The sequence below is a fragment of the Haloplanus rubicundus genome (assembly GCF_003342675.1).
GTDB classification, from domain to species: Archaea; Halobacteriota; Halobacteria; order Halobacteriales; family Haloferacaceae; genus Haloplanus; species Haloplanus rubicundus.
Map to the genome: position 1 here is coordinate 3,197,341 of NZ_CP031148.1, position 20,786 is coordinate 3,218,126.

The following is a 20,786-nucleotide window of genomic DNA, read 5'->3' on the forward strand; positions in this document are numbered from 1 at the left end:
GCGTGTGGCCGCGTCCGACGACCCCGCCGTCCCGCCGCTACTCGCCCTCGGCGTCGCGGTGCTCGCGATCAGTACGAGCGCCATCCTCGTGCGCTGGAGCGACGCGCCGAACGTCGTCAAGGCGCTGTACCGGGTGTCGTTCACCGTGGGCGCGCTCGGACCGCTGGCGTTCCGACGGCGTCACCGAGAGCGCTCCTCGATCGGCCGTCGTGACGGCGTCGTCGCCGTCACCGCGGGCGTCCTCCTCGCCGTCCACTTCGTCGCGTGGTTCGAGAGCCTCGATCACACCTCCGTCGCCGCGAGCGTCACGCTCGTGCAGGCGCAACCGGTGTTCGTCGTCGCCGGGGCGTGGCTCCTCCTCGGGGAGCGCGTGACTCGACGGAGCCTCGTCGGCATCGGCGTCGCCCTCGTCGGGATGGCCTGGCTCTCCGTCGGCCCGGCACTCGCGGGGTCGATGGCACTCGCGGGGACCACCTACGGCAACGCCCTCGCGCTCCTCGGTGCCATCGCGGCCGCGGGCTACGTCCTCGCCGGGCGGTCGCTCCGGCGACGGCTAGCCGTCCTCCCGTACGTGACCGTGGTCTACACCGCCTGTGCGGCCGTCCTCCTCGTCGTCGCGCTCCGACGGGGGACGGCGCTGCTCGCCTACCCGCCCCACGAGTGGGTGCTGTTCGTCGCGATGGCGATCGGGCCGGGCGTCCTCGGCCACACCGTCGTCAACTGGGCGCTCGGTCACGTCGAGTCCCACGTCGTCAGCGTCTCCTTGCTCGGTGAACCCGTGGGGAGTACGCTCCTCGCCGCCCTGCTCCTGTCGGAGGTGCCGACGGCGGGGACGCTCGGCGGCGGCGCCGTCGTCCTCGCCGGCATCTACGTCACCGCGTCGGCGCGCCGGCGCGTGGCCGGCGATTAGTGTAATTTGAGTTCGACGCGCCGCCCGTCCGGGTCGCGCACGTACGCGGCCCAGTCGCGCCCGTACGCACCGTAGCGCTCGTGAGGTTCGCCGGCCTCCACCTCGACGCTGGCGTCCCTGAGTTCGTCGAGGAGGGCGTCGAGTTCCGCACGGGTTCCCGTGCCGTCGGAGCGGAGGAGGAGACAGACGTGGTCTCCGCCCACGTCGATGTCGTCGTCACTCGGGACCAGATGGAGGTGGCGGCCGCCGGCGACGACGGCGACGTACGGCACCTCGCCGGCCTCGAACCGGTCGCGGTCACGAATCTCCATCCCGAGCAAGTCGTGGTAGAATTCGAGCGCGCGGTCGATGTCGCTCACGCGGAGCGCGACGTGATCCATGTCGACGACGTCCACGTCCATGGGCAGCGGTTGGAGCGCCGCCCTCATAGTGATTATTGGAAGTCATTGCCGGCGTGTTGCCGAACACGGGCGGCAACACGCCGGTACACAGTTGCAATAACCACTATCGAACGCTCACTCCAGCAACGCGCGGGTCCGCCGGTGTCGGTAGCGGAACATCGGTTCGAAGCCGATTCGGGCGAGTCGGCTCACTGCCTCGCCGACCGCCCCGAACGGCAGGGCGTAGACCACGCGGTCGTCGACGACCGTCTCCGTGCCGTCGGCGAAAAATCGGTGCGTGTGCTCCCAGTGACGGAACGGGCCGCCCTCCATCTCGTCGCGAAAGTACGCGGACCCGTCCTCGCGTTCGCGCGCGGTGATGACCGAAGTCCACCGTTGGCGCGGGCCGACGCCGAACGGCCGCATCGACGCGTCGATACGCGATCCGGTCTCCAGAATCCCGGGGTCTGGGTCGCCGTCCGGGCCGATGACGGACTCGACGCGGAGGTTCATCCACCCGGGGGTCAACGCCTCCAGCCCACTCACGCGCGAGTGAAACTCCCACACCTCGGAAAGCGGCGCGGCGACCCGCGTCCGCCGTTGGTAGACAGCCATACCGTCACCGTACGGACGAGCGGCGGATAAACGCGGGGGACGTGGGCGCCGTCGGGGAGATATCTTAGCTATTTAATCAAACTAAATGTTTATACGTTAGGTAATAACATGATGGGTGTGGTGTAATGCCATGGATGAAAGTAGACGGCGGTTCCTCAGACGAGCGGGGGTAGCGGCAGCGGCAACGACCACCCTGGCAGGCTGTTCGGGTGGCGGCGGCGGTGGCGGTGGCGGCGGCGGCGGTGGCGGCGGAACGCCCGCCGGCGAACAGCGAACGATTTCGGGCGACAAGGGCGAAGTCCACTTCCTCTCGGCGGAGAACAGTTCCGCGTTCAAGCAGTACTACCAGAAGTGGGCGGAGCGGTTCAGTGAGGAGACGGGCTACGGCGTCCGACTGGAGTTCGTCGGCGTCGGGTCGAGCCAGTCGGCCCGCATTTCGCGGCTGTTGCAGGCCGGTGACCCGCCGGAACTCACGACGACGGCGCCGGAGAAAGGTGGCGGGCTGGCGCTGCAGGGCGTGCTCGCGGACCTGAGCGACCAAGCGAGCTGGATGGAAGAGCTGTACGGCTACGACTTCAACGAAGACTTCCTCTTCTCGTTGCAGGGCAGCCAGTACGTCGTCCCCATCTGGGTCAACATGACGATGGACTGGTACCGCGTGAGCACGTGGCAGGAGGAAGCGGGCATGGCGCCCCGCGAACCCACGTGGGACGAGTTCTTGGAGGGCGTCCAGGCGACCGACGGGGTCGGCGAACGCCGCGGGACCTGCGTCCCGGCCGGACAGACCCTGATGGCCACCGAGTACTACATCGACCACATGTTCCAGAACGGTGGTCAGATCTTCGAGCGCAACGGCGACACCGTCGAAGTCGTGATGGACCAGGGCGAGAATCGCGAACTCACCAAGGAAGTCCTGGAGTACATCAGCCAGCTCAACGAAGTCTCGGTCGACGGGTCGGGCTACGGCTACGGCCCACAGATCGAGTCCTACTGGTCCGAACAGGTGAACGAAGTGAAGTACTTCGGGGCGCGACCGCTCCAGCAGGCGGTGGCGAACAACGAGGCCGTCGCCGAGGACACCGGTCTCATGCATCCGCCGTCGAACGCGGAGCAGACCCACCAGGCCTTCTCGGAGGGATGGGTCATGTTCGACGCCGCGGACAACAAGGAGGGCGCCCGGGAGTTCGTGCAGTTCATGTCCCGGCCCGAGCCGCTGTACGAACTGCTGCACATCGCGCCGCTGCACAACCTGCCGCCGTTCCCGGCGGCCGTCGACGACGAGGAGTTCCTCGACAACGAGTTCATCGACACGTGGGTTCGGCCGAACGACCACATCCTCATCGAGGACGTGGTGAAGATGGTCGAAACCGCGAAGACGCTCGTGGGCGAAACCGATCCCAACAACGCGCTGGCCTCGCCGGTGTTCTCCGAGTCGACGTTCGGCAACATGCTGTTCAACTACCTGCACGGCGACATGAGCATCGACGAAGCCATCGATCAGGCCGGGGACCGCTCCCGGGAGGTCATGGCGAACTTCGAACAGTGATGTCCCGAACGGGTCGACGGAGGTGGACGTAGATGGGCGAGGCGACGCCGACGAGCAGCGTCGAGACTCCCGGCGAGGAGTCGACGCTGCGTGATCGGTTCGGCGAGCTACTGGAAAACGAGACGTTCCTCGGCTACGGGAGCCTCTCGCCGGTCATGCTCCTGTTCCTGTTCATCGCCGTCTTCCCCATCGTGTGGGCGCTGGCGGGGAGTTTCTTCTCCATCAACGCGTTCAACCCGGTGTGGGAGTGGACGGGGCTGGGGAACTACGAGCACATCTTCCTCGAGGACGGCTTCTACTGGGCTGCAGTGACCAAGTCCGTCATCTTCGGCTTCGGCTCCGTGGCGGTCCAGGTGATCCTCGGGATCATCTTCGCGCTCATCCTCCAGCGGTCGTTCCGGGGGAACGCCTTCGCGCGAGCGGTCGTGTTGCTCCCCTATCTCATTCCGGTCATCGTCGTCGGCCTCGTCTTCCAGTGGATGATGAACCCGAACTACGGCGTCATCAACCTGCTGGCGATGCGCTTCGGGCTCATCAACGAGGCGATCAACTTCCTCGGCAACACCGACATGGCGATGTACGCGCTCATCACCGCGGCGAGCTGGAAGTGGTCCATCTTCGTCGTGATGATGTCGCTCGCTCGGCTGGAGGCCATCCCGTCGGGCTACTACGACGCCGCACGAGTCAACGGCGCCAACGCCTGGCAGCGCTTCCGTGACATCACGCTCCCGAACCTGAAGGGCATGATCATCCTCGTGGTGTTGCTCCGCGGCATCTGGATGTTCAACAAGTTCGACATCATCTGGATCATGACGCGGGGCGGCCCCAGTCAATCGACGACGACGCTCCCGGTGTACGCGTACCGCGTGGCGTTCAACCAGTGGCAGCTCGGGGAGTCGCTGGCCATCGCGTCGACGCTGTTCCTGACGCTCGTCGTCGGGGCCGTCATCTACTTCGGTAAGTTCAACCCCGAACAGGAGGTCCGTGTCGAATGAGCTACAACACGTCCAAATCGCCGATCGAGCGCATCATCGACTACTACGTTCGCAACGTCCCCCACGCCACGCAACGGCGCCTGAGCACGTGGCTGTTCAGATTTCTCGTGGGCGCGACGGTGATCGTCGTCGGATTCCCGACCTACGTCATGCTGAAGGCGTCGATCCAGCCCGAACTGGAGCTGTTCTCGAACACGTTCCTGTTCGTGCCGCAGAACCCGACGCTCGAGAACTTCGCGGGGCTGTTCACCGAAACCTCGTTCGCGCGGTTCTACCTGAACAGCATCGTCGCCGCGCTCGGGACGATGGTTATCAGCGTCGTCTCGGCGACGCTCGCGGGCTACTCGCTGACCCGGTTCAGCTTCCCGGGGAAGAAGCGGCTCGCGCAGTCGGTGTTGTTCTCCTACATGTTCCCGCCGCTCCTGCTCGCGCTGCCGATGTTCATGATCTGGCGAGACCTGCAGCTACTGAACAGCTACCCGGGGATCATCCTCGCACACAGCGCCCACGCGCTCCCCTTCGACATCTGGCTGATGTGGAAGTTCTTCCAGACGGTGCCGATAAGCTACGAGGAGAGCGCCTGGATCTACGGCGCGAGTCGCCTCCGGGCGATGCGCGACGTGGCCATCCCGATGGCGCTGCCGGGGATCATCGCCGTCTCCATCTTCTCGTTTGCCATCTCGTGGAGCGACTTCACGTTCGCGAACCTCCTGCTCACCCAGGAGTCGATGAAGACACTGCCCATCGGGATGCTCGGGTTCATCGAACAGCAGGCCGTCAACTGGGGGCTCATCATGAGCGCCTCGGTGATGATGGCGCTGCCCGCGTTCCTGCTCGTCTACTTCCTGCAGAGCTACCTGCTTCGCGGCTTCAGCGTGGGTGGTCTCGGATGATCGGGGCCCCCCGCCGTATCGTCGGCCGACTACACGAGGTGAGCGATCATGTCTGAGATACGCATCGAGAACCTGCGGAAAGTCTACGACGTACCGAGGGGCAAAGAGGTCGCAGTCGAGGGGTCGACCCTGACGGTTCCGGACGGGGACTTCCTGACCCTGCTCGGACCCTCCGGCTGTGGCAAGAGCACGACGCTTCGCTGCATCGCTGGCCTCGAGAACCAGACCGAGGGGAACATCTACTACGACGAAGACGAGGTGTCGGATCGGCTGGCCCAGGAGCGCGACATCAGCATGGTGTTTCAGGAGATCGCGCTCTACCCGCACATGCAGTGTATCGACAACATCGCGTATCCGCTGAAGGTGCGGGGCGTCCCCAAGGACGAACGCTACGAGCGCGCCCGCGAAGTGGCCGCGACGCTGGAAGTCGAGGAGCTCGTCGAGAAGTATCCCGCCGAACTGTCCGGCGGCCAGCGCCAGCGCATCGCCATCGCCCGCGCCATCGTCAGGGAGCCGCGCGCGTTCCTGATGGACGAGCCGATGACGGGGCTCGACGAGAAGCTGAAGGTGCGGATGCGCAAGGAGCTGAAACGCGTCGTCGAAGAGACCGAGCAGACGGTCATCTACGTCACCCACAGCCAGGAGGAGGCGATGATGCTCTCCGACTGGATCGCGGTGATGAGCGACGGCGAAATCGAACAGTACGGCACGCCGAACGAGGTGTACCGCGAGCCGAACAACCGCTTCGTCGCCTCCTTCGTCGGGATGCCGGAGATGAACATGTGGATGGGGGAGACCGACGGCTCGACGGCCACCGTCGACATCGGGGAGCAGACGGTCACCCTCGACGTTCGGGACGACGCCTCGGAGGCCGAGCGCAAAACCAGATCGAACATCGACGAACGGAGTTCGGACGAGGTGGAGATCGGCTTCCGCCCGCAGGCGCTCAGCATCGTCGATGCCGGCGACGGCGACTTCGACGCCGAACTCGACCTCGTGGAGCCGATGGGCGAGAACAGCCTCTGTTACATCCACTCGCCGATCGGCGAGATTCGCGTCGTCGAGGAGTCGCCCGAAGGGCTGTCCGAAGGCTCGCGGGTCGGCATCGAACTCGACCGCCACCGGGGCTACATCTTCGACGGGGAGTCCGGCTCGACCATCGCGCGCACGGGTGAGACGCCGCCGGACTCGGACGGCGTCTCCGGGCAGGCCGCCACCGACGACTAATAATGACTATTGTAGCTGTTCACCGCTGGTTCGCCACCCCGTTCCGGCGAATCAGCGGGACTGACCTACAATAGACATTATAAGTTCTCCCGAGTCGTCGGGGGAGACGCCCCGATTCACATGACAGGCTACCACCACGGCACGTTAGACGACTTCGAGACGAACCCCGAGAAGCCCGGGCGCCGCTGGGAGCTCTCGCCGGCGCTCGGCATCGACGAGTACAACTTCAACGTCGCCGTCCTCGACCCCGGAGATCCGCTGTCACAGAACGGCTATCACTACCACGAATCGCAGGCGGAGCTGTTCTACGTGATCGACGGGCGGTGCCGGGTCGAAGTCGAGGACGGCGGCTTCACGCTGGACACCGACGACGTGATCAACTTCGACGCGGGGGTCACGCACCTGCTCCACAACCCCTTCGGCGAGCCGTGTAAGCTCGTCGCCATCGGGAGCCCGCCCGAGGGTCGGTATCCGGTACACCAGGTGACGCCCGCGGCGGAACTGCTCGCTCGGCGCTACGGCAACGCGTCGCCGGACGCGGAGCGAATCGACGACGACACCCGATAATGAAAGCGATCAGATATCACGACCACGGAGACGCAGACGTACTGACGGTAGACGACGTGCCGACGCCGGAGCCGGGAGCGGACGAAGTGCTCGTCCGAATCCACGCCGCGAGCGTCAACCCAATCGACACCTACGTCCGCGACGGCGGCGTCGAACCCGCGGGCGGCCTGCCACACGTCGGCGGCGCGGACATGGCCGGCGTCGTCGAGGCGGTCGGCAGCGGCGTCGAGGGGTTCGCGGTCGGTGATCGGGTGTTCGCCACGGGGCTGGGACTGTTCGAGGCCGGGACGTACGCCGAGTACGTCGCCGCGCCGGCCGAGTCGCTCGCGACCCTCCCCGACGAGGTATCCTTCGCCGAGGGGGCCGCCGCCGCGATGGCCTTCGCCACGGCGTGGCGCGGGCTAATCGACCGGGGCGAACTCGACATCGGCGACGCCTGCGTGGTTCAGGGCGGGACGGGCGGCGTCGGTCACGCGGCCGTCCAGATCGCCGCCCAAGCGGGCGCCACCGTCGTCGCGACGGCGAGCGGCGACGAGGCGTTCGTCCGTGACCTCGGCGCCGCCGACGTCGTCGACTACGGCGCCGACGACGTCGTCGACCGCATCCGCGAGGCCGCCGGCGGCGACGTCGACGTGGTGCTCGAAACCCACGCGGCGGCCAACGTCGCGACCGACCTCGACGTCCTCACCCGCGGCGGTCGGATCGTGGTTCTCGGCGAGGAGGCGCCGATCCGGATCGATCCCGGGGCGTCGATGACCGGCAAGATCACCGACGCCGACCTGCGCTTCATGTCGATCATGGCCTCGCGCGACGATCAGGTACCGATCCTCGAACGGGTCGGCCCGCGCCTGGCCGACGGACGGTTCGAGGTCGAAATCGAGGCGACGTACCCCCTCGAAGAGGCGGCCGAGGCACAGCGACACGTCATGTCGAGCGGGTCGCGCGGGAAAGTCGTCCTCGAGGTGGCGTGATACGGATTAGTGTAAGTCATTACCGGTGGTTCGCCGAGGTGGTCCGGCGAACCACCGGCCCACAGTTACACTAATCCGTATGAGAAAAGCGAGGGCTTAATTCGGCTCACCGGCGTCCGCGTACGCATGGTCTCACTCGATCCGGACGACTCGGTGGTCGTCCTCGCCCACGAACAGTTCCCCGACCGGGCGAAGACGGCCGTCGGCGTCCTCCGATACGCCGACTACGACGTGACGGCGGTGCTCGACCGGGCGCGCGCCGGCGAACGCGTCGCCGACCACGTCCCCGACGTGGCCGACGCCCCCATCGTCGAGCGCATGGCCGACGCCCTGGAGTTCGACCCCGATGTCCTTCTGATCGGCATCGCCCCCATCGGCGGTGGTTTCGACGAGTCCTGGCGCCCCGACGTGCGCGCCGCCATCGAGGCCGGCTGTGACGTGGTTGCCGGTCTCCACTACTTCCTCGAAGACGACGAGGAGTTCGCCGCCCTCGCCGCCGACCACGGCGTCGACCTGATCGACGTGCGCCGCCCACCGGACGATCTGACGGTGAGCGGGGGGCGCGCCCGCGACGCCGACGCCGACGTGATCCTGACCGTCGGCACCGACTGCTCGACGGGGAAGATGACGACGACGCTCGAACTCGTCGCCGCGGCGCAGGAGAGAGGAATCGACGCCGGCTTCGTCCCCACCGGTCAGACCGGGATCATGATCGCCGGGTGGGGGGTGCCGGTCGACCGGGTCATCGCCGACTTCGCCGCCGGCGCCGTCGAGCGCATGATCCTCGACGCCGCCGAAGAACACGACGTGCTCTTCGTCGAGGGACAGGGCACCATCGTCCACCCCGCCTACTCCGGTGTCACCTGTAGCCTGCTCCACGGCGCGATGCCCGGCGCCCTCGTGATGACCCACAGCGCCGGCCGCGAGGCCATCCACGGCTACGAGGACTTCGCCATCCCGCCCGTCGAGGAGTACGTCGACCTCTACGAGTCGCTCGCGGCCCCCGTCGCGCCCACCGAGGTTGCCGCGGGCGCGCTCGACACGCGGGCGTTCGACGACGACGAGGCGGCCCGCGCGGCCGTCGAGGAGTACGCCGCGACCCTCGACGCGCCGGCGACCGATCCGGTCCGCTTCGACGCGGACGAGATTCTGGACGCCCTCCTATGAACACCGACTTCGAGCGCCTGACCCTGCCCATCGACGGCGACTTCACCATCTCCCGCGGGTCGAAGTCGACGGTGGAGACGGTCGTCGTCCGGGTGGGCGACGAGGCCGGACAGACGGGCGTCGGCGCGGCCGCACCCGATCCCCACTACGGCGAGACGGCCGACACGGTGTGTGCGGTGCTGCCGGACCTCCTCGACGCCGTCGAGGCGGTCGACGACCCCCTCTCGCTCGACGCCATCGAACGGCGCCTCCGGGGCGTCGTCCGCGACAACCCCGCCGCCCGCGCCGCGGTGAGCATCGCGGTCCACGACCTAGCGACCCGCCGCCTCGGCGTCCCCCTGTATCGCTACTTCGGCCTCGACGCCGACCGAGCGCCGGCCACCTCCTATACGGTGGCCATCGACGACCCCGAGGCGATGGCGGCGAAAGCGGCCGACGCCGTCGCCGAGGGCTACTCGATCCTGAAGGTGAAACTCGGCACCGACCGCGACCGGGAGCGGATGGAGGCGGTGCGCGGGGCCGCCCCCGACGCGACGGTTCGCGTCGACGCCAACGAGGCGTGGACGCCGGGCGAGGCGATAGCGAAGAGCGAGTGGCTGGCCGACCTCGGCGTCGAGTTCGTCGAGCAACCCGTCCCCGCCGAGAACCCCGCGGGGCTGAAACGGGTTCACGAACGGGGTGCCCTCCCCGTCGCCGCCGACGAGTCCTGTGTCACCCTCCCCGACGTGCCCGCGGTGGCCGACAGCGCCGAGATCGTGAACCTGAAACTCATGAAGTGTGGGGGCGTCCGCGAGGCGACCCGGATGGTCCACGCCGCCCGCGCACACGGGCTGGAGGTGATGCTCGGCTGCATGGTCGAGTCGACCGCCTCCATCGCCGCCGCCTGCCATCTCGCTCCCCTCGTCGACTACGTGGACCTCGACGGCGCGCTCCTGCTGGCCGAGGACGCGTACGAGGGACCGACGTACGCGGGCGGGACGCTCACGGTCCCGGATCGACCGGGAACGGGCGTGCGGCCCGTGGAATCCGACTAAGCGAGCGCGTACAGCTCCGATCCGGCCGTCACGACCGCCCGATTCTCGACGAGCGCCACGCCGGCCGGCGGGGTGTCGAACGCGTGCGTCCACAGCACGTCGCCCGAGACGGTGTCGTAGGCGCGGACGACACCGCCGGCCCGCTCCCCGTTCTCCCGCCGCTCGCCCGCGACGACGAGCGTCTCGCCCCCGACGACCGGCGTCGAGGCGCGCCAGTCAACGTCGTCGCGCCACGCCGTCTCGCCGGTCGAGAGGTCGACGGCCGCGACGAACCCGGTCGCGTCGCCGCCGACGGCCACGTATCCCCGGTCGCCGACGACGGCGGGAGTCGACACGTCCCGCCCGAGCCGTCGGGGGTCCCAAAGTCGCTCGCCGGAGTCGGCGTCGACGGCCGCGAGGACGCCGCCCCCTTCGGCGTGGGTGCCGAGGACGACCCGCCCGTTCGCGACGGCGGGGTGGTCCGGAAAGCCGTCGGTCGGGCCGGCGCTCCAGACGCGGTCCGGGCCGACCGTCAGGCGTCGGTCGAGTCCCGTCCGCTCCGCGTAGGCGACGGTGCCGTCCAGCGGGGCGTCCGCGGCGTACAGTCGACCGTCGGCGAGCGCCGGCGTGGCGCCGTCGACGCGCCAGCGACGCCCGCTGTCGGGGTCGATGGCCCGCAGGGTTCCGTCCTGCCCGCCGACGTACGTCTCGCGTGCGCCGACGAGCAGGCCCTGCGGGTGGTCGGCGTCGAGGCCGAACCGGGTCGTCTCGCGCAGGTCGGCGGCGCCGTAGCCGACGAGGGCGGCGGGTGCGTCGGCGTCGTCGCGCACGACGGCGTGGAGCCGGCCGTCCGGCCCGAAGCCGGCGAGCGGCGTCGGCGCGTCGCGTTCGCGGACCGCGTCGCTGCCGCCGCGCGGGAACGCGGCGAACCCCGACCCGTAGACGACGAGGTGGTCAGCGCCGACGAGCGGGGAGAGTCGTGGCCGTCGGGCAGTCGTCGCGGCCGACGCGACGCGGCGGGCCGTCGGCGCCTCGCGGGGTGGGCTGGCGTTCGGGTTGTGCGCGGTGTTCGCGGGGTCGTACCGGCGGAGCGGCCACGTTCCGGGGGCGGGGGTCCACGGGTCGAACGTCGCGTCCGTCACGCCGCGATACAGGCGGGAGGCGCCGTAGATGCCGGCAGCGCCGACGAGGCCGGCGCCGACGAACTCGCGGCGAGTGATGGAGGGCATCGACCGATAGTTGGGTTGCTCCCGTGAAAAACCGTCGTGTTCGGGACCGTCGTACGGATTAGTGTAATTTACCGGTGGTTCGCCGACCCATCCTGGCGAACCACCGGTAATGACTTACACTAAACCGTATCAGTCGTCGAGAAGGGCGTCCCAGTCGCCGGCCGTGCGTCGGCCGCCGTCGCGGGTCAGAAACAGCGCCGAGAGGTCGTCGCGGGCGTCAACGAACGACGACGCCCGGTCGTCCGCCATCACGAACGCGGCGGTGGAGTGGGCGTCGGCCGTCTCGGCGTCGGGCGCCACGGCGGTGACGCTGGTGTCTTCCGTGGGCGAGCGTCCGGTGCCGGGCGTGACGATGTGGTGTTCGGTACGGTCCTCGTCGTAGTAGACCCGGTAGTCGCCGGAGGTGGCGACGCCGCCGCTGTCGAGACGGAGCGTCGCCGCGAGGCCGTCACCGCGGGGGTCCTCGACGCCGACGCGCCAGCGGTCGTCGGAGCCGTCGAAGGCCCGCACGTCGCCCCCGGCCTCCACGAGGCCGGCGTCGACCCAGTCCCGGAGGGTGGCGACGCCGGCGTCGACCACCGCCCCCTTCGCGACGCCGTCGAGGGTGATCGGCGTGGGCGTTCGAAGCTCCGAGTCGGAGACCGTCACCGCGTCGAACGTCGCCTCGGCGGCGCGTTGCCGGGCGTCGAGCGGCCGATCCTGTCCCGACTCGTACGCCGTCAGTACCGGGAGGACCGTCGGATCGAAGGCGCCGTCGGTGCGCTCGTAGACCGTCCGGCACCGCCGCAGGAGCGCGACCAGTTCGGGTGCGGGGTCCGCGAGGACGCCCGCCTCGTTCAGCCGCGCCACCCCGCCCGAGGGATCGTGGCGCGTGAACACCGACTCCAGGCGCGACATCTCCGCGAACGCGCGCTCGACGCCGAGTTCGGCCCGGTCCGGATTGCGGGTGACTGCCGTGACGGTGACGAGCGTCCCCATCATGAGCCGGGTGCTCCGAACCTCGGTGACCTCGCCGTCGACGAGGAGCGTCTGCCCGAGGAGACCGGCGCCGGCGGCGCCGCCGACGGCCGCCGTCAGGAACGACCGCCGGTCGAGTTCACGCATCGGCGCCCCCCTCGTCATCCCAGTCGGCGGATGGGGTGGCCGACCCCGAACACGAACAGGCGTCGGCCGGGTCGGAACACGAACAGGCGTCGGCCGACCCCGAACACGAACAGGCGTCGGCCGACCCCGAACACGAACACGAACCGCCGTGTTCGTCGTCGTCGGTCCCCGTCGACCGGCGCACCATGTCGACGATGGTCCCCTTCGGGACGAGGTCGTCGCTCCCCGCGAAGAGTTCCGTCTCGCCACCGTCGGTGACGGCGCGGTCGGCGAGGATGCGCTGTTGCTCGGTCGTCCGGTCCTCCGGACGGATGCGCTCGATGAGATGCGGATCCCGCCACGCGTCCACGGTAAAGCCGTGTTCGTTGTCGTACTGGAGGACGACCGGACAGCCGCCGGGGTCGTAGTAGTTGTCGACACAGACCGAACACTGGAAACACTGGAAGCGGTCGATGGAGCCGTCGTCCTCGATGGCCTGGAACTCACAGTCGGTCTGACACTTCACGCAGTCGCCACAGAGGTCGTAGCGCTGGATCGGCTCCCGCTGGAGGACGTTGCCGAGCGCCAGCCCGGCACCGAGAGGACAGATGTAGCGGCAGTACGGTCGGAACATGAACGCTCCCGAGACGATGAGCACGGCCGACCAGGCGATGTAGACCGGGTCGGACACCAACGAACTGTAGAAGGCTGCCTTGAACGGCTCGACCTTCGCCAGCGTCGCCCCGAAGTCCGTCGAGATGACGAACCCGATCACGATGGCGACGAAGAGCGGATAGCGCAGCTTCTCGAGTTTGACGTGGTACTCGCGGGGGAGTTCGTACGCCCACGGCGTCACCTTGTACAGCAGTTCCGAGAGCGCGCCGAACGGACAGATCCACCCGCAGAAGACGCCACGACCCCACTTCGGGAGGACGAGCGCGATGCAGATGAAGGTGAGCGCGACGAGGGGGGCGGAGAAAAACAGCGCCCACCGGAACCCGCCGACGGTCGCCCACGAGATGACCTCGCGGACGAGGATGGCTATCTGCTGGGTAGTCGGCTGAGTCGGGTGGTACCAGCCGAGGAAGACGAGCGTCACCCCCAGCGTGCCGATCCGGAGGCGGTTGACCGTCACCCCCGCACGCCGGCAGAGGCGCGACCGGAAGGTGAAGACGGCGAGGATGGCGCCGAGGAAGACGACGAGCGCCACGACCGAGCCCCAGAGATCCTCCCACGCCGACTCGACGGTGCCGACCCACGCCGGCAACGTCCGGGCGGCGGCGGCGTCGACCGGATCACGAACCGCCAGCCCGTCGGCGTACGTTCGACTGATCCGCTCGCCGCCGACGATCAGGTCGAGGACGAACGGACGGGTCGTGTCGAGGCCCGGGACGACCAGCGCGGCGCTCCAGTCGACGCCGTCGACTCGCGTCTCCTGAACCGACGGCGTGGTCGACTCGGTCCACTGGTGGAGGCGGAGTCGATCCGGACGCCCCGGCGATCCGGGGCCGTCGAGACCGACCCAGAGCACCGTCGCGTTGGCGTCCGGGACGCTGGCGTTACCCCCGGCGAACATGCTCTGCCTGACGGGGGCGGACTCGATGGGCGCCGCGTAGAGGTCGAGGGTGGCGTTAGCGCCCGCCGCCGCGCCGGGTGGCGCGGCGGTCCAGTGAGCGAGTGCCGTCCCCCGGCCGAGGTCGGCGAGGGTCATGCGCCGGCGCTCCGACGACTCGTTCGTCGCCGACTCGTTGGTGGCCGGCGACGCCGACTCCGAGACGATCCCTTTCTCCCGAGCGACGATGCGCGCCGACTGCGTCACCGTCTCGATGGACGCCCGCGTGGTCACGGAGGCGCCGGTGAGCGCGTCGACGTGGTATTCACCGGCTTCGGCCTCGCGGAGCGTGACCTCCTCGGTGACGGACATTCCCACCATCTGATACCCGAACTGGCGCAGCCGCTGGATGGCGGAGATGCGGTCGAAGAAGGGTTCGTGCTGTTCGACGAGTTCGACCCCGCGGATGGTGCCGTTGGTGTCGAGACCCACGAGGTACTCGATGGGCTCCTTGCCGTAGCCCTCCACGTCGACGACGTTGCTCGTGAGGTAGACGTAGCCGACGAGTTCGCGCCCGTCGTCCGTCTCCGCGTACGCCTCGACGATTTGGTACTCGCCGGTGGGTTCGGAGAAGGAGTCGGCGCCGGGGAAGGTGTTCGAGAGCGCGCGCTCCGAGAACGGCTCGTCGATGGTCGTCCGGTCGACGGCGGCGGCCGGGGCCGGCAGTGAGAGAACGAGCAAGAGCGCGAACACGACGGCGACGCGTCGACGGCTCACGGTTGGGAACACGACTCCGGATCTGGGTTGGGATCAGTCGGTAGTTGGGGAGCGGCGGCAGGGAACATCGCGGATGGTGGCCGTCGGTATTGGAGGTGTTTAATTATGTGGGTCGAGCGTCCTCACCAGTGGGAAAGACCGTCTCCCCGCCCGCACGGTCGAAGTACTCGCGTCGTCCGTGCCCGACGGCCTCACCGACGAGTGTGGGCGGGTGACTGAGGACTTCGCGCACATCGCCGCGATCAGTCGAAAATCCGGTGTGACGCGCCGGGATTACTCCCCGCGGCACCCACCACGTCGACGAGACGGGAGCCGAGCAGGGTCGCCGCGACGACGACCACGGCGCCGCCGACCGCGGCGGCGATCCACGGAAGACTCGTTTCCGACGCGACGGCGGCGGGAACGTCGAGCAACGACACGAGGACACCCATCGCGCCGAACGTGACGATCACACCGACGAGGAGAGCGGGTCCCCACGCCATCACCGTCGTGACGACGAGGACCAGGCGTGTCGCCCCAGTCTGCCGACCGAGGGCGACGCCCGAACCGATCAGGGGGAGGAGACCGAGCAACAGGAACAGACCGGCAGCCGTCGGCGTCTCGTCGAACAGGGCGAGGACGCCGACGGCGGGGACGACGACGGCCGCGGCGCCGAGCAGTACGAACAGGTAGCGAAGCCACGATGGAAGGCGACCGGCCTGTCGGTACCACGCGACGGACGCGACCGTCGCCAGCGCGGAGAACAGTGCCAGTCCGACGAGGAGAACGAGCAGGGTGAGTGCACCGAATCCGGTACCGAGTCCGTTCGACATCACCCATCCCTTCGACGGGGCGTCGGATAACTGACGGGGACAACTACCAGTCGGCGAAGACCGTCTCGCCGCCCGCCCGCGCGATGTAGTCCCGCTGCATCGCCTCGATGGCCTCGGGGAGGGTGGCGCCGTCGTCGACGGCCTCGCGGACGCGGGCTTTCTTCCACGCGCTCGGCGCCGCCGGCGTGCCCTCGCCGCGCCGGCGTTCGACCGGATCGAGATAGCCGTCGATGACCTCGGCGTCGAGGCCGGCGTCGCGGAGGCCGCGCCGGGCGAACGCGAACACCTCGTCGTAGACGGTGTCGGGATCGGCCGTCCGGTCGCCGTTCGCGGTCACCCACGCGAGGTCCGCGTCCGGCCCCCGGTCCACCGCGTCGTAGAAGCAGTCGCGAGCGGCCGTCCACGGCAGGTCGGTGAGCGGGTGGTCGGCGGCGACGAGACCGCGGAGGAGACCGACGACGAGGACCTGCAGCGAGACGGTGTCGCGGACGGTCGGCTGGGTCGGCAGGGGGCGGTACTCGATGCGGAGCGACGCGCCGTCGGCCTCGGTGCCGACGGGTTGGCCGCCGATCACGCCCCGAACCCACCGCCAGTGGACGCCCCGCTTGTGATCGTACTCCGGCAGCGTTGCGCGGTAGGGGCTGGCGTCGTCGTCCGCGTCGTCGACGAGTACCGGCGCGTACGTCTCGTCGGCGACGACGCGGTCCACCACGTCCGTCGCGGCCTCCAGATCGGACGGAAATCGGACCTTGCCCTCGTCGCGTGACGCGCCCGCGTTGATGCTCTTCTCGAAGACGTGAATCCGGAGTTCGTGCGGCGTCGCCGAAATCACGTCGGGATCGTCGTCGTAGCAGTCCGCGGGCAGGAAGGGGGAGTTGCTCGACAGCGCGAGGATGGGTCCCGTCGTCCGCAGGGCGGCGTTGAAGTAGTCGGGGAAGCGCTCGGCGGACGGTATCTGGAGGTGTGGCTGGATCGACGTAGCCAGCGACTCGGCGAGGATGGTCGGGTAGGCGAGGTGGGCGCCGGGAACGTCGAGCGTGATCTCCCCGCCGCTTCGCTCCAGAATCTCGTTGTCGAGGGCGACGTACCGCGGGTGGTGGCGCATGTTCGCCGCGACGGTCACGCCGTCCCGCTCCTCGACCGCCCCGAGGTAGGCGTCGGTCCCTTCCGCGGGCGGGACGGTCCACATCGCGTCGAGGACCGGCGAGAGGGCCTCGTCACCGAGGGCGTCGGCCGCGGCGTCGACGCTCGCGCCGATACGATCGGCCTGTTCGGCCACGCCGGCGGCGTCGAACACCGTCGCCGCCGAGTTGACCTCCAAGTTGTGGACGCCCAGCTCCTTCGCACACCCGCCGCGCTCGAAGACACGTTCGGGGATCGGTGCGAGGCGGTCCGCGGCGTCGACGGCGTACGCCTCCAGTTCCATCCCGACCGCGAACTCGTCGGTGTCGAGCCGGCCGGATCGGATATCGTCACGGATTCGCTGCGCTTGCTCGCGGACGCGGCGGTCGAACTCCGCACGGACGTCGGGGTCGTTCGACCGCTCGACGGCGGCGACGAGGTCCGGCGTCTCGCCCATCAGGCTGACTCCTCGTCGTCTTCCTCGGCCCGCAACTCGTCGAGTTCGGCCTCGACGTCTTCGTCAGCGCTCGCGTCGGCCGGCTCGCTGCCGCCCGCCCCCATCTCCGATTTCAGCGTCTCCAGTTCCGCGTCCACCTCGCTTTCCGTCCGACCGGCTTCGAGCTGGCGGTCGATTTCGTCCTCGTCGGAGAGGGCGTCCTCGAAGGCGCCCGACTCCTGCAGTTCGTCCATCGCGGCTGCGCGGGCCTCCATCTCGTCCGTCCGTTCCTCCGCCCGTTCGAGCGCCTGACTCACGTCGCTCATCTCGTCGCCGACGCCGCTCATCGCCTCCGAGACGCGGGTCGACGCCTCCGCCGCCTCGTACCGGGCCTTCATCGTCTCCTTTTTCGTCCGGAACTCCTCGATCCGGCGCTGGAGCTCGTTTTTCTTCTCCACCAGATCGTCCTGCGTGGACTGGAGGTCGGCGATCTGTCCCTCGATGTCCTCGATCTGACTCATCTTCTCTTTCTTTTTCTCCAGCGCCCGCCGCGCCAGGTCGTCGCGGTCCTGCCGCACCGCCTCCCGGGCCTGTTCGTTGTGCTTGTCGACGTTCTCCTCCAGCCGACGCTTCTGGATCTCCAGCCGTTTCTTCTGGGTCGTCAGATCGGCGATGCCCTGTTTGACCTCCTGTAACTCGTCTCGCATCCGCTCGTAGGAGTAATCGAGCGTCTCCGTCGGGTCCTCGGCCCGATTCAGGAGGGCGTTGACCTTCGACCGGACGACGTAGGAGGCCCGCGAGAGTATTCCCATATCCCTCCGTTTGGGACGCGAGCCTTAAAATCTCACCCGCGGAACCGCCGAACGATAGGATTGAGACCCCGCGCCGCGTACCCGCGAGCGTGCCGACCGAACGCCTGGCGCTCCCCGGCGGCCGCGACGTGCGGGCGAGTCTCGACTCCGACGGCCCGGCCGACGCCGCCGTCGTCGCCTGCCCGCCACACCCCCAGCACGGCGGGACGCGTCACGACGGCCGACTGACCGCCGTGAGCGACGCGTTCCCCGCACACGTCGACTGTCTGCGATTCGACTACGGCCCGTGGGACGAGGGTCGGGGCGAGCGAACCGACGCCGAGAACGCCTGCGCGTGGGTCACGGAGCGATACGACCGCGTGGCCTGCTTCGGCTACAGTTTCGGCGGCGGCGTCGCCCTCCTGACCGCCGTCGAGACGGCCGTCGACGCCGTCGCCGCCCTCTCGCCCGTCGCCCACCTCGACGACGGGAGCGACGTGGCGGCCGCCGTCGGCAGCATCGACGCGCCGCTGTGGGTCGGCTACGGGACGCGGGATACGACCGTCGACGCCGAACGCGTGGCCGCGGCGGCGCGCGACCACGGCGCCACCGTCGAGACGTTCGCCGCCGATCACTTCTTCGTCGGGCAGGAGGCGACGGTGGCCGAACGGGTGGCCGCGTTCGTCGAGGGCGTGCTGTGAGCCGGTCGAACGCGACGGTTTTTGTCGGCCGAGAGCGTACGCGGACGCGTGCCGTCACGCTATACGCGCCGGCAGTTGGTGGTCCTCGCGGCGGCTGTCGGAGCCGGTCTCGCGGGCTGTACGAGTCCGGCCGAGCCGTCGTCCGATGACGCCGACGGCGACGCGACGGGGACGGAGACGACCGGCGAAACCGCCGCCGACGAACTGGACCTCCGCGAGGCGAACGTCGTCGCCGTCGAATTCGAGCGACGGTCGGACGGCTACCGCTTCGACGTGACGCTCATCCACGACGACGACGGCGAAGACGGGTACGCGAACTGGTGGCAGGTCGAGACGCTCGACGGCGAGCGACTGGGCCGGCGCGAACTCGCCCACCCCCACGGCACTCGGGAGTTCACGCGCTCGGCGACGGTGTCGGTGCCCGAGGACACGACCTGCGTCGTCGTCCGCGGCCACGACGAGACGCACGGCTACGGCGGGCAGGCGACCCTCGTGAACGTCGAGTCGGGGGCGACGTCGGTCGTTCGGCAGGGGAGTGAGCGGGACGCGATGGACGGACGCGCCTGTCCGTGAACGGCGTTACTCCTCGTCGGCGTGCGCCTGCTCCCGTTCCATCCGCGAAATTTTGAGGTACGAGGCCATCGCCAGGATGGTCGCCGGCCACAGGCCGACGAACTGGCCCCGCTGTTCGTCGCCCCTGACGTAGTAGTAGTAGAGCGCGAGCGCAACGGAGCCGATGGAGGCGAGCGCCGCAGGTCCGAGGCCGCTCGATTCGAGTTCGTCAGCCAGTGCGTTCGTCTCGGGGGTATCTGGAGTAGAGCTCACTCCTACTAGTTGGACTGTAGACATATATATCATCGGTCGCCCGCGGCGGGCGCCGCTCAGCGTTCCTCCGACTCGTGCTCCTCCATCGATTCCCAGAGCACACACCAATCCGCCGGGTCGACGTACCCCTCGACCTTCGCACAGGCGCCGAACCCGTCGCCGTTCCTGTCGGGGATGTACTCCGCACAGTTGCCACAGTCCTGCCCCGGTTCGGCGGCTCCGGACTCGACGGCTGCCTCGGCCTCCTGAAACGCCACGTCCTCCTTTCGCGCCAACCGGTCGAGCTCCCGCCGCTCCCCCGCCTGCGAGGGCGCCGTGCGGTACGGCTCCGGCACCGGTCCGTGCTCGAACTCCTCCGCCGAGACGCCCTCGGGGAGTTCCTCCTCGTGATCCTCCTCTTCCTCTTCCGCCATCTCCGTTGGCGTCACCTCTCCCCCACCGCCACCGCCGACACAGCCCGCGAGACTGCCGAATCCGACCGCACCCGCCAGCCGAAGGAACCGCCGCCGCGTGTTGGCTATTAGTTCCATACACACAAATAAAACGTTGAATGGTGTTAACACACCTATATTTCTCACACGACGAGAATCCTGTGCCGGTGGCCGGGCACCACCGTCGGCGCAACACCAATCAGCCTCGACACGGTACACGTTACCATGCCAATCCACCGGGGCTACGAGCGGCATCAAGGGGAGCGCATGGGGTACTACCAGTGGGGCGACTCCGGGAAAAAGTACTACTACACGCCGGGCAACGGGAGGGCGCGAGAGCGGGCGAAGGCGAAAGCGGAGAAACAGCGGGACGCGGCCCACGCGAGCGGCTACGACGAGTGAGCGACCGGCCGTCGCTCAGTTGTACTCCCGCCACCGATAGCCACACTCCTTGCATTTGAAAAATCGCGTCGGCGGTTCGTCGGCCGCGCCGGTCTGTTTGATCGTGTACCACGCCTCGCCGTGCCCACACTGCTCGCAGGTCACGTCGGTCGCCGTGGGTTTCCCCTCGAAGTTCGCGCCCTCCTCCGTCTCGATGACGTCGTCGTCGCTCTGGGCCTCGGTGGAGACGAACTCCGCGGCGCGTTCCTCGTCGCGGTCGGCGGTCGCCCCGCAGGACGTACAGACCATCTCGCCGTCGCGGGTGTGCATCATCGACCCGCAGTCGTCGCAGAACTGCATAC

The 20,786-nt window shown here is 68.6% G+C and carries 23 protein-coding genes; 12 read left to right on the forward strand and 11 right to left on the reverse strand.

Features of this window, described 5'->3' with window-relative positions:
* Positions 1–4 precede the first annotated feature (4 nt).
* Positions 5–910, forward strand: coding sequence for a DMT family transporter (locus tag DU484_RS17530; RefSeq protein WP_114587117.1), 906 nt, complete (start codon positions 5–7; stop codon positions 908–910).
* On the opposite strand, the gene DU484_RS17535 is transcribed toward DU484_RS17530, so the two are convergent.
* Positions 907–1,311, reverse strand: coding sequence for a VOC family protein (locus tag DU484_RS17535; protein ID WP_114584193.1), 405 nt, complete (start codon positions 1,309–1,311; stop codon positions 907–909). The genes DU484_RS17530 and DU484_RS17535 overlap by 4 nt on opposite strands.
* A gap of 114 nt (positions 1,312–1,425) precedes the next feature.
* Positions 1,426–1,905, reverse strand: coding sequence for an SRPBCC family protein (locus DU484_RS17540; RefSeq protein ID WP_114584194.1), 480 nt, complete (start codon positions 1,903–1,905; stop codon positions 1,426–1,428).
* 130 nt (positions 1,906–2,035) lie between these two features.
* On the opposite strand from DU484_RS17540, the gene DU484_RS17545 reads away from it, so the two are divergent.
* The 8 genes from DU484_RS17545 (at position 2,036) to DU484_RS17580 (ending at position 10,305) form a co-directional block, all read left to right on the forward strand.
* Positions 2,036–3,451 carry an extracellular solute-binding protein gene (locus tag DU484_RS17545; protein ID WP_114606573.1) on the forward strand — a complete coding sequence of 472 codons (1,416 nt, stop codon included), beginning with the start codon at positions 2,036–2,038 and terminating at the stop codon, positions 3,449–3,451.
* 32 nt (positions 3,452–3,483) lie between these two features.
* Positions 3,484–4,446, forward strand: coding sequence for a carbohydrate ABC transporter permease (locus DU484_RS17550; RefSeq protein WP_114584196.1), 963 nt, complete (start codon positions 3,484–3,486; stop codon positions 4,444–4,446).
* Complete coding sequence (locus tag DU484_RS17555; protein ID WP_114584197.1) at positions 4,443–5,339, forward strand: carbohydrate ABC transporter permease; 897 nt, start codon at positions 4,443–4,445, stop codon at positions 5,337–5,339. The genes DU484_RS17550 and DU484_RS17555 overlap by 4 nt, the downstream gene beginning before the upstream one ends.
* Positions 5,340–5,387: 48 nt before the next feature.
* Positions 5,388–6,566: an ABC transporter ATP-binding protein gene (locus DU484_RS17560; RefSeq protein WP_114606574.1), complete on the forward strand. Its 1,179-nt coding sequence runs from the start codon at positions 5,388–5,390 to the stop codon at positions 6,564–6,566.
* Positions 6,567–6,686: 120 nt separating this feature from the next.
* On the forward strand, positions 6,687–7,133 hold the full coding sequence (locus DU484_RS17565) for a cupin domain-containing protein (protein ID WP_114584199.1): 447 nt from the start codon (positions 6,687–6,689) through the stop codon (positions 7,131–7,133).
* On the forward strand, positions 7,133–8,104 hold the full coding sequence (locus DU484_RS17570; protein WP_114584200.1) for an NADPH:quinone reductase: 972 nt from the start codon (positions 7,133–7,135) through the stop codon (positions 8,102–8,104). The genes DU484_RS17565 and DU484_RS17570 overlap by 1 nt, the downstream gene beginning before the upstream one ends.
* Positions 8,105–8,230: 126 nt before the next feature.
* Positions 8,231–9,271, forward strand: a complete 1,041-nt coding sequence (locus tag DU484_RS17575; RefSeq protein WP_114606575.1) for a DUF1611 domain-containing protein — start codon at positions 8,231–8,233, stop codon at positions 9,269–9,271.
* Positions 9,268–10,305, forward strand: a complete 1,038-nt coding sequence (locus DU484_RS17580; RefSeq protein ID WP_114606576.1) for a dipeptide epimerase — start codon at positions 9,268–9,270, stop codon at positions 10,303–10,305. The genes DU484_RS17575 and DU484_RS17580 overlap by 4 nt, the downstream gene beginning before the upstream one ends.
* Here DU484_RS17580 and DU484_RS17585 read toward each other — a convergent pair.
* The 6 genes from DU484_RS17585 to DU484_RS17610 form a co-directional block, all read right to left on the reverse strand.
* The gene (locus DU484_RS17585; RefSeq protein WP_114606577.1) at positions 10,302–11,513 is read right to left on the reverse strand and encodes an outer membrane protein assembly factor BamB family protein; all 1,212 of its coding nucleotides are present in this window, start codon (positions 11,511–11,513) and stop codon (positions 10,302–10,304) included. The genes DU484_RS17580 and DU484_RS17585 overlap by 4 nt on opposite strands.
* Positions 11,514–11,642: 129 nt before the next feature.
* A complete protein-coding gene (locus DU484_RS17590; RefSeq protein WP_157969589.1) occupies positions 11,643–12,617 on the reverse strand; it encodes an FAD:protein FMN transferase in 975 nt (324 codons plus the stop codon).
* Positions 12,610–14,925 carry a 4Fe-4S binding protein gene (locus DU484_RS17595; RefSeq protein WP_187347725.1) on the reverse strand — a complete coding sequence of 772 codons (2,316 nt, stop codon included), beginning with the start codon at positions 14,923–14,925 and terminating at the stop codon, positions 12,610–12,612. Before DU484_RS17595 ends, DU484_RS17590 begins: the two co-directional genes overlap by 8 nt.
* A gap of 242 nt (positions 14,926–15,167) precedes the next feature.
* Entirely contained in the window at positions 15,168–15,737 is a 570-nt protein-coding gene (locus DU484_RS17600) for a hypothetical protein (protein ID WP_114584206.1), read from the reverse strand.
* Between the two features lie 43 nt (positions 15,738–15,780).
* On the reverse strand, positions 15,781–17,316 hold the full coding sequence (locus DU484_RS17605) for a hypothetical protein (protein ID WP_114606580.1): 1,536 nt from the start codon (positions 17,314–17,316) through the stop codon (positions 15,781–15,783).
* Complete coding sequence (locus DU484_RS17610) at positions 17,316–18,107, reverse strand: PspA/IM30 family protein (protein WP_114584208.1); 792 nt, start codon at positions 18,105–18,107, stop codon at positions 17,316–17,318. The genes DU484_RS17605 and DU484_RS17610 overlap by 1 nt, the downstream gene beginning before the upstream one ends.
* A gap of 89 nt (positions 18,108–18,196) precedes the next feature.
* On the opposite strand from DU484_RS17610, the gene DU484_RS17615 reads away from it, so the two are divergent.
* The gene (locus DU484_RS17615; RefSeq protein WP_114606581.1) at positions 18,197–18,787 is read left to right on the forward strand and encodes an alpha/beta hydrolase; all 591 of its coding nucleotides are present in this window, start codon (positions 18,197–18,199) and stop codon (positions 18,785–18,787) included.
* A gap of 48 nt (positions 18,788–18,835) precedes the next feature.
* Positions 18,836–19,360, forward strand: a complete 525-nt coding sequence (locus DU484_RS17620) for a hypothetical protein (protein WP_114606582.1) — start codon at positions 18,836–18,838, stop codon at positions 19,358–19,360.
* A 6-nt stretch (positions 19,361–19,366) separates the two neighbouring features.
* Here DU484_RS17620 and DU484_RS17625 read toward each other — a convergent pair whose 3' ends face one another.
* Both DU484_RS17625 and DU484_RS17630 read right to left on the reverse strand, forming a co-directional pair.
* On the reverse strand, positions 19,367–19,612 hold the full coding sequence (locus tag DU484_RS17625) for a hypothetical protein (protein WP_262342808.1): 246 nt from the start codon (positions 19,610–19,612) through the stop codon (positions 19,367–19,369).
* Positions 19,613–19,668: 56 nt separating this feature from the next.
* Positions 19,669–20,142, reverse strand: a complete 474-nt coding sequence (locus tag DU484_RS17630) for a high-potential iron-sulfur protein (RefSeq protein WP_262342809.1) — start codon at positions 20,140–20,142, stop codon at positions 19,669–19,671.
* Between the two features lie 126 nt (positions 20,143–20,268).
* Between DU484_RS17630 and DU484_RS19680 the strand changes: the two genes are divergently transcribed.
* The gene (locus DU484_RS19680; protein ID WP_157969590.1) at positions 20,269–20,445 is read left to right on the forward strand and encodes a hypothetical protein; all 177 of its coding nucleotides are present in this window, start codon (positions 20,269–20,271) and stop codon (positions 20,443–20,445) included.
* 15 nt (positions 20,446–20,460) lie between these two features.
* Here the strand turns inward: DU484_RS19680 and DU484_RS17635 are convergent, their stop codons facing one another.
* Complete coding sequence (locus DU484_RS17635; RefSeq protein ID WP_114584211.1) at positions 20,461–20,784, reverse strand: transcription factor S; 324 nt, start codon at positions 20,782–20,784, stop codon at positions 20,461–20,463.
* Positions 20,785–20,786: the final 2 nt, after the last annotated feature.

Excerpts from the sequence above, each read along its gene's own strand:
- DU484_RS17535 (WP_114584193.1), bottom strand. The coding sequence starts at position 1,311 with ATGGACGTGGACGTCGTCGACATGGATCACGTCGCGCTCCGCGTGAGC.
- DU484_RS17540 (WP_114584194.1), bottom strand. The coding sequence starts at position 1,905 with ATGGCTGTCTACCAACGGCGGACGCGGGTCGCCGCGCCGCTTTCCGAG.
- DU484_RS17545 (WP_114606573.1), top strand. The coding sequence starts at position 2,036 with ATGGATGAAAGTAGACGGCGGTTCCTCAGACGAGCGGGGGTAGCGGCA.
- DU484_RS17550 (WP_114584196.1), top strand. The coding sequence starts at position 3,484 with ATGGGCGAGGCGACGCCGACGAGCAGCGTCGAGACTCCCGGCGAGGAG.
- DU484_RS17555 (WP_114584197.1), top strand. The coding sequence starts at position 4,443 with ATGAGCTACAACACGTCCAAATCGCCGATCGAGCGCATCATCGACTAC.
- DU484_RS17560 (WP_114606574.1), top strand. The coding sequence starts at position 5,388 with ATGTCTGAGATACGCATCGAGAACCTGCGGAAAGTCTACGACGTACCG.
- DU484_RS17565 (WP_114584199.1), top strand. The coding sequence starts at position 6,687 with ATGACAGGCTACCACCACGGCACGTTAGACGACTTCGAGACGAACCCC.
- DU484_RS17570 (WP_114584200.1), top strand. The coding sequence starts at position 7,133 with ATGAAAGCGATCAGATATCACGACCACGGAGACGCAGACGTACTGACG.
- DU484_RS17575 (WP_114606575.1), top strand. The coding sequence starts at position 8,231 with ATGGTCTCACTCGATCCGGACGACTCGGTGGTCGTCCTCGCCCACGAA.
- DU484_RS17580 (WP_114606576.1), top strand. The coding sequence starts at position 9,268 with ATGAACACCGACTTCGAGCGCCTGACCCTGCCCATCGACGGCGACTTC.
- DU484_RS17585 (WP_114606577.1), bottom strand. The coding sequence starts at position 11,513 with ATGCCCTCCATCACTCGCCGCGAGTTCGTCGGCGCCGGCCTCGTCGGC.
- DU484_RS17590 (WP_157969589.1), bottom strand. The coding sequence starts at position 12,617 with ATGCGTGAACTCGACCGGCGGTCGTTCCTGACGGCGGCCGTCGGCGGC.
- DU484_RS17600 (WP_114584206.1), bottom strand. The coding sequence starts at position 15,737 with ATGTCGAACGGACTCGGTACCGGATTCGGTGCACTCACCCTGCTCGTT.
- DU484_RS17605 (WP_114606580.1), bottom strand. The coding sequence starts at position 17,316 with ATGGGCGAGACGCCGGACCTCGTCGCCGCCGTCGAGCGGTCGAACGAC.
- DU484_RS17610 (WP_114584208.1), bottom strand. The coding sequence starts at position 18,107 with ATGGGAATACTCTCGCGGGCCTCCTACGTCGTCCGGTCGAAGGTCAAC.
- DU484_RS17630 (WP_262342809.1), bottom strand. The coding sequence starts at position 20,142 with ATGGAACTAATAGCCAACACGCGGCGGCGGTTCCTTCGGCTGGCGGGT.
- DU484_RS19680 (WP_157969590.1), top strand. The coding sequence starts at position 20,269 with ATGCCAATCCACCGGGGCTACGAGCGGCATCAAGGGGAGCGCATGGGG.
- DU484_RS17635 (WP_114584211.1), bottom strand. The coding sequence starts at position 20,784 with ATGCAGTTCTGCGACGACTGCGGGTCGATGATGCACACCCGCGACGGC.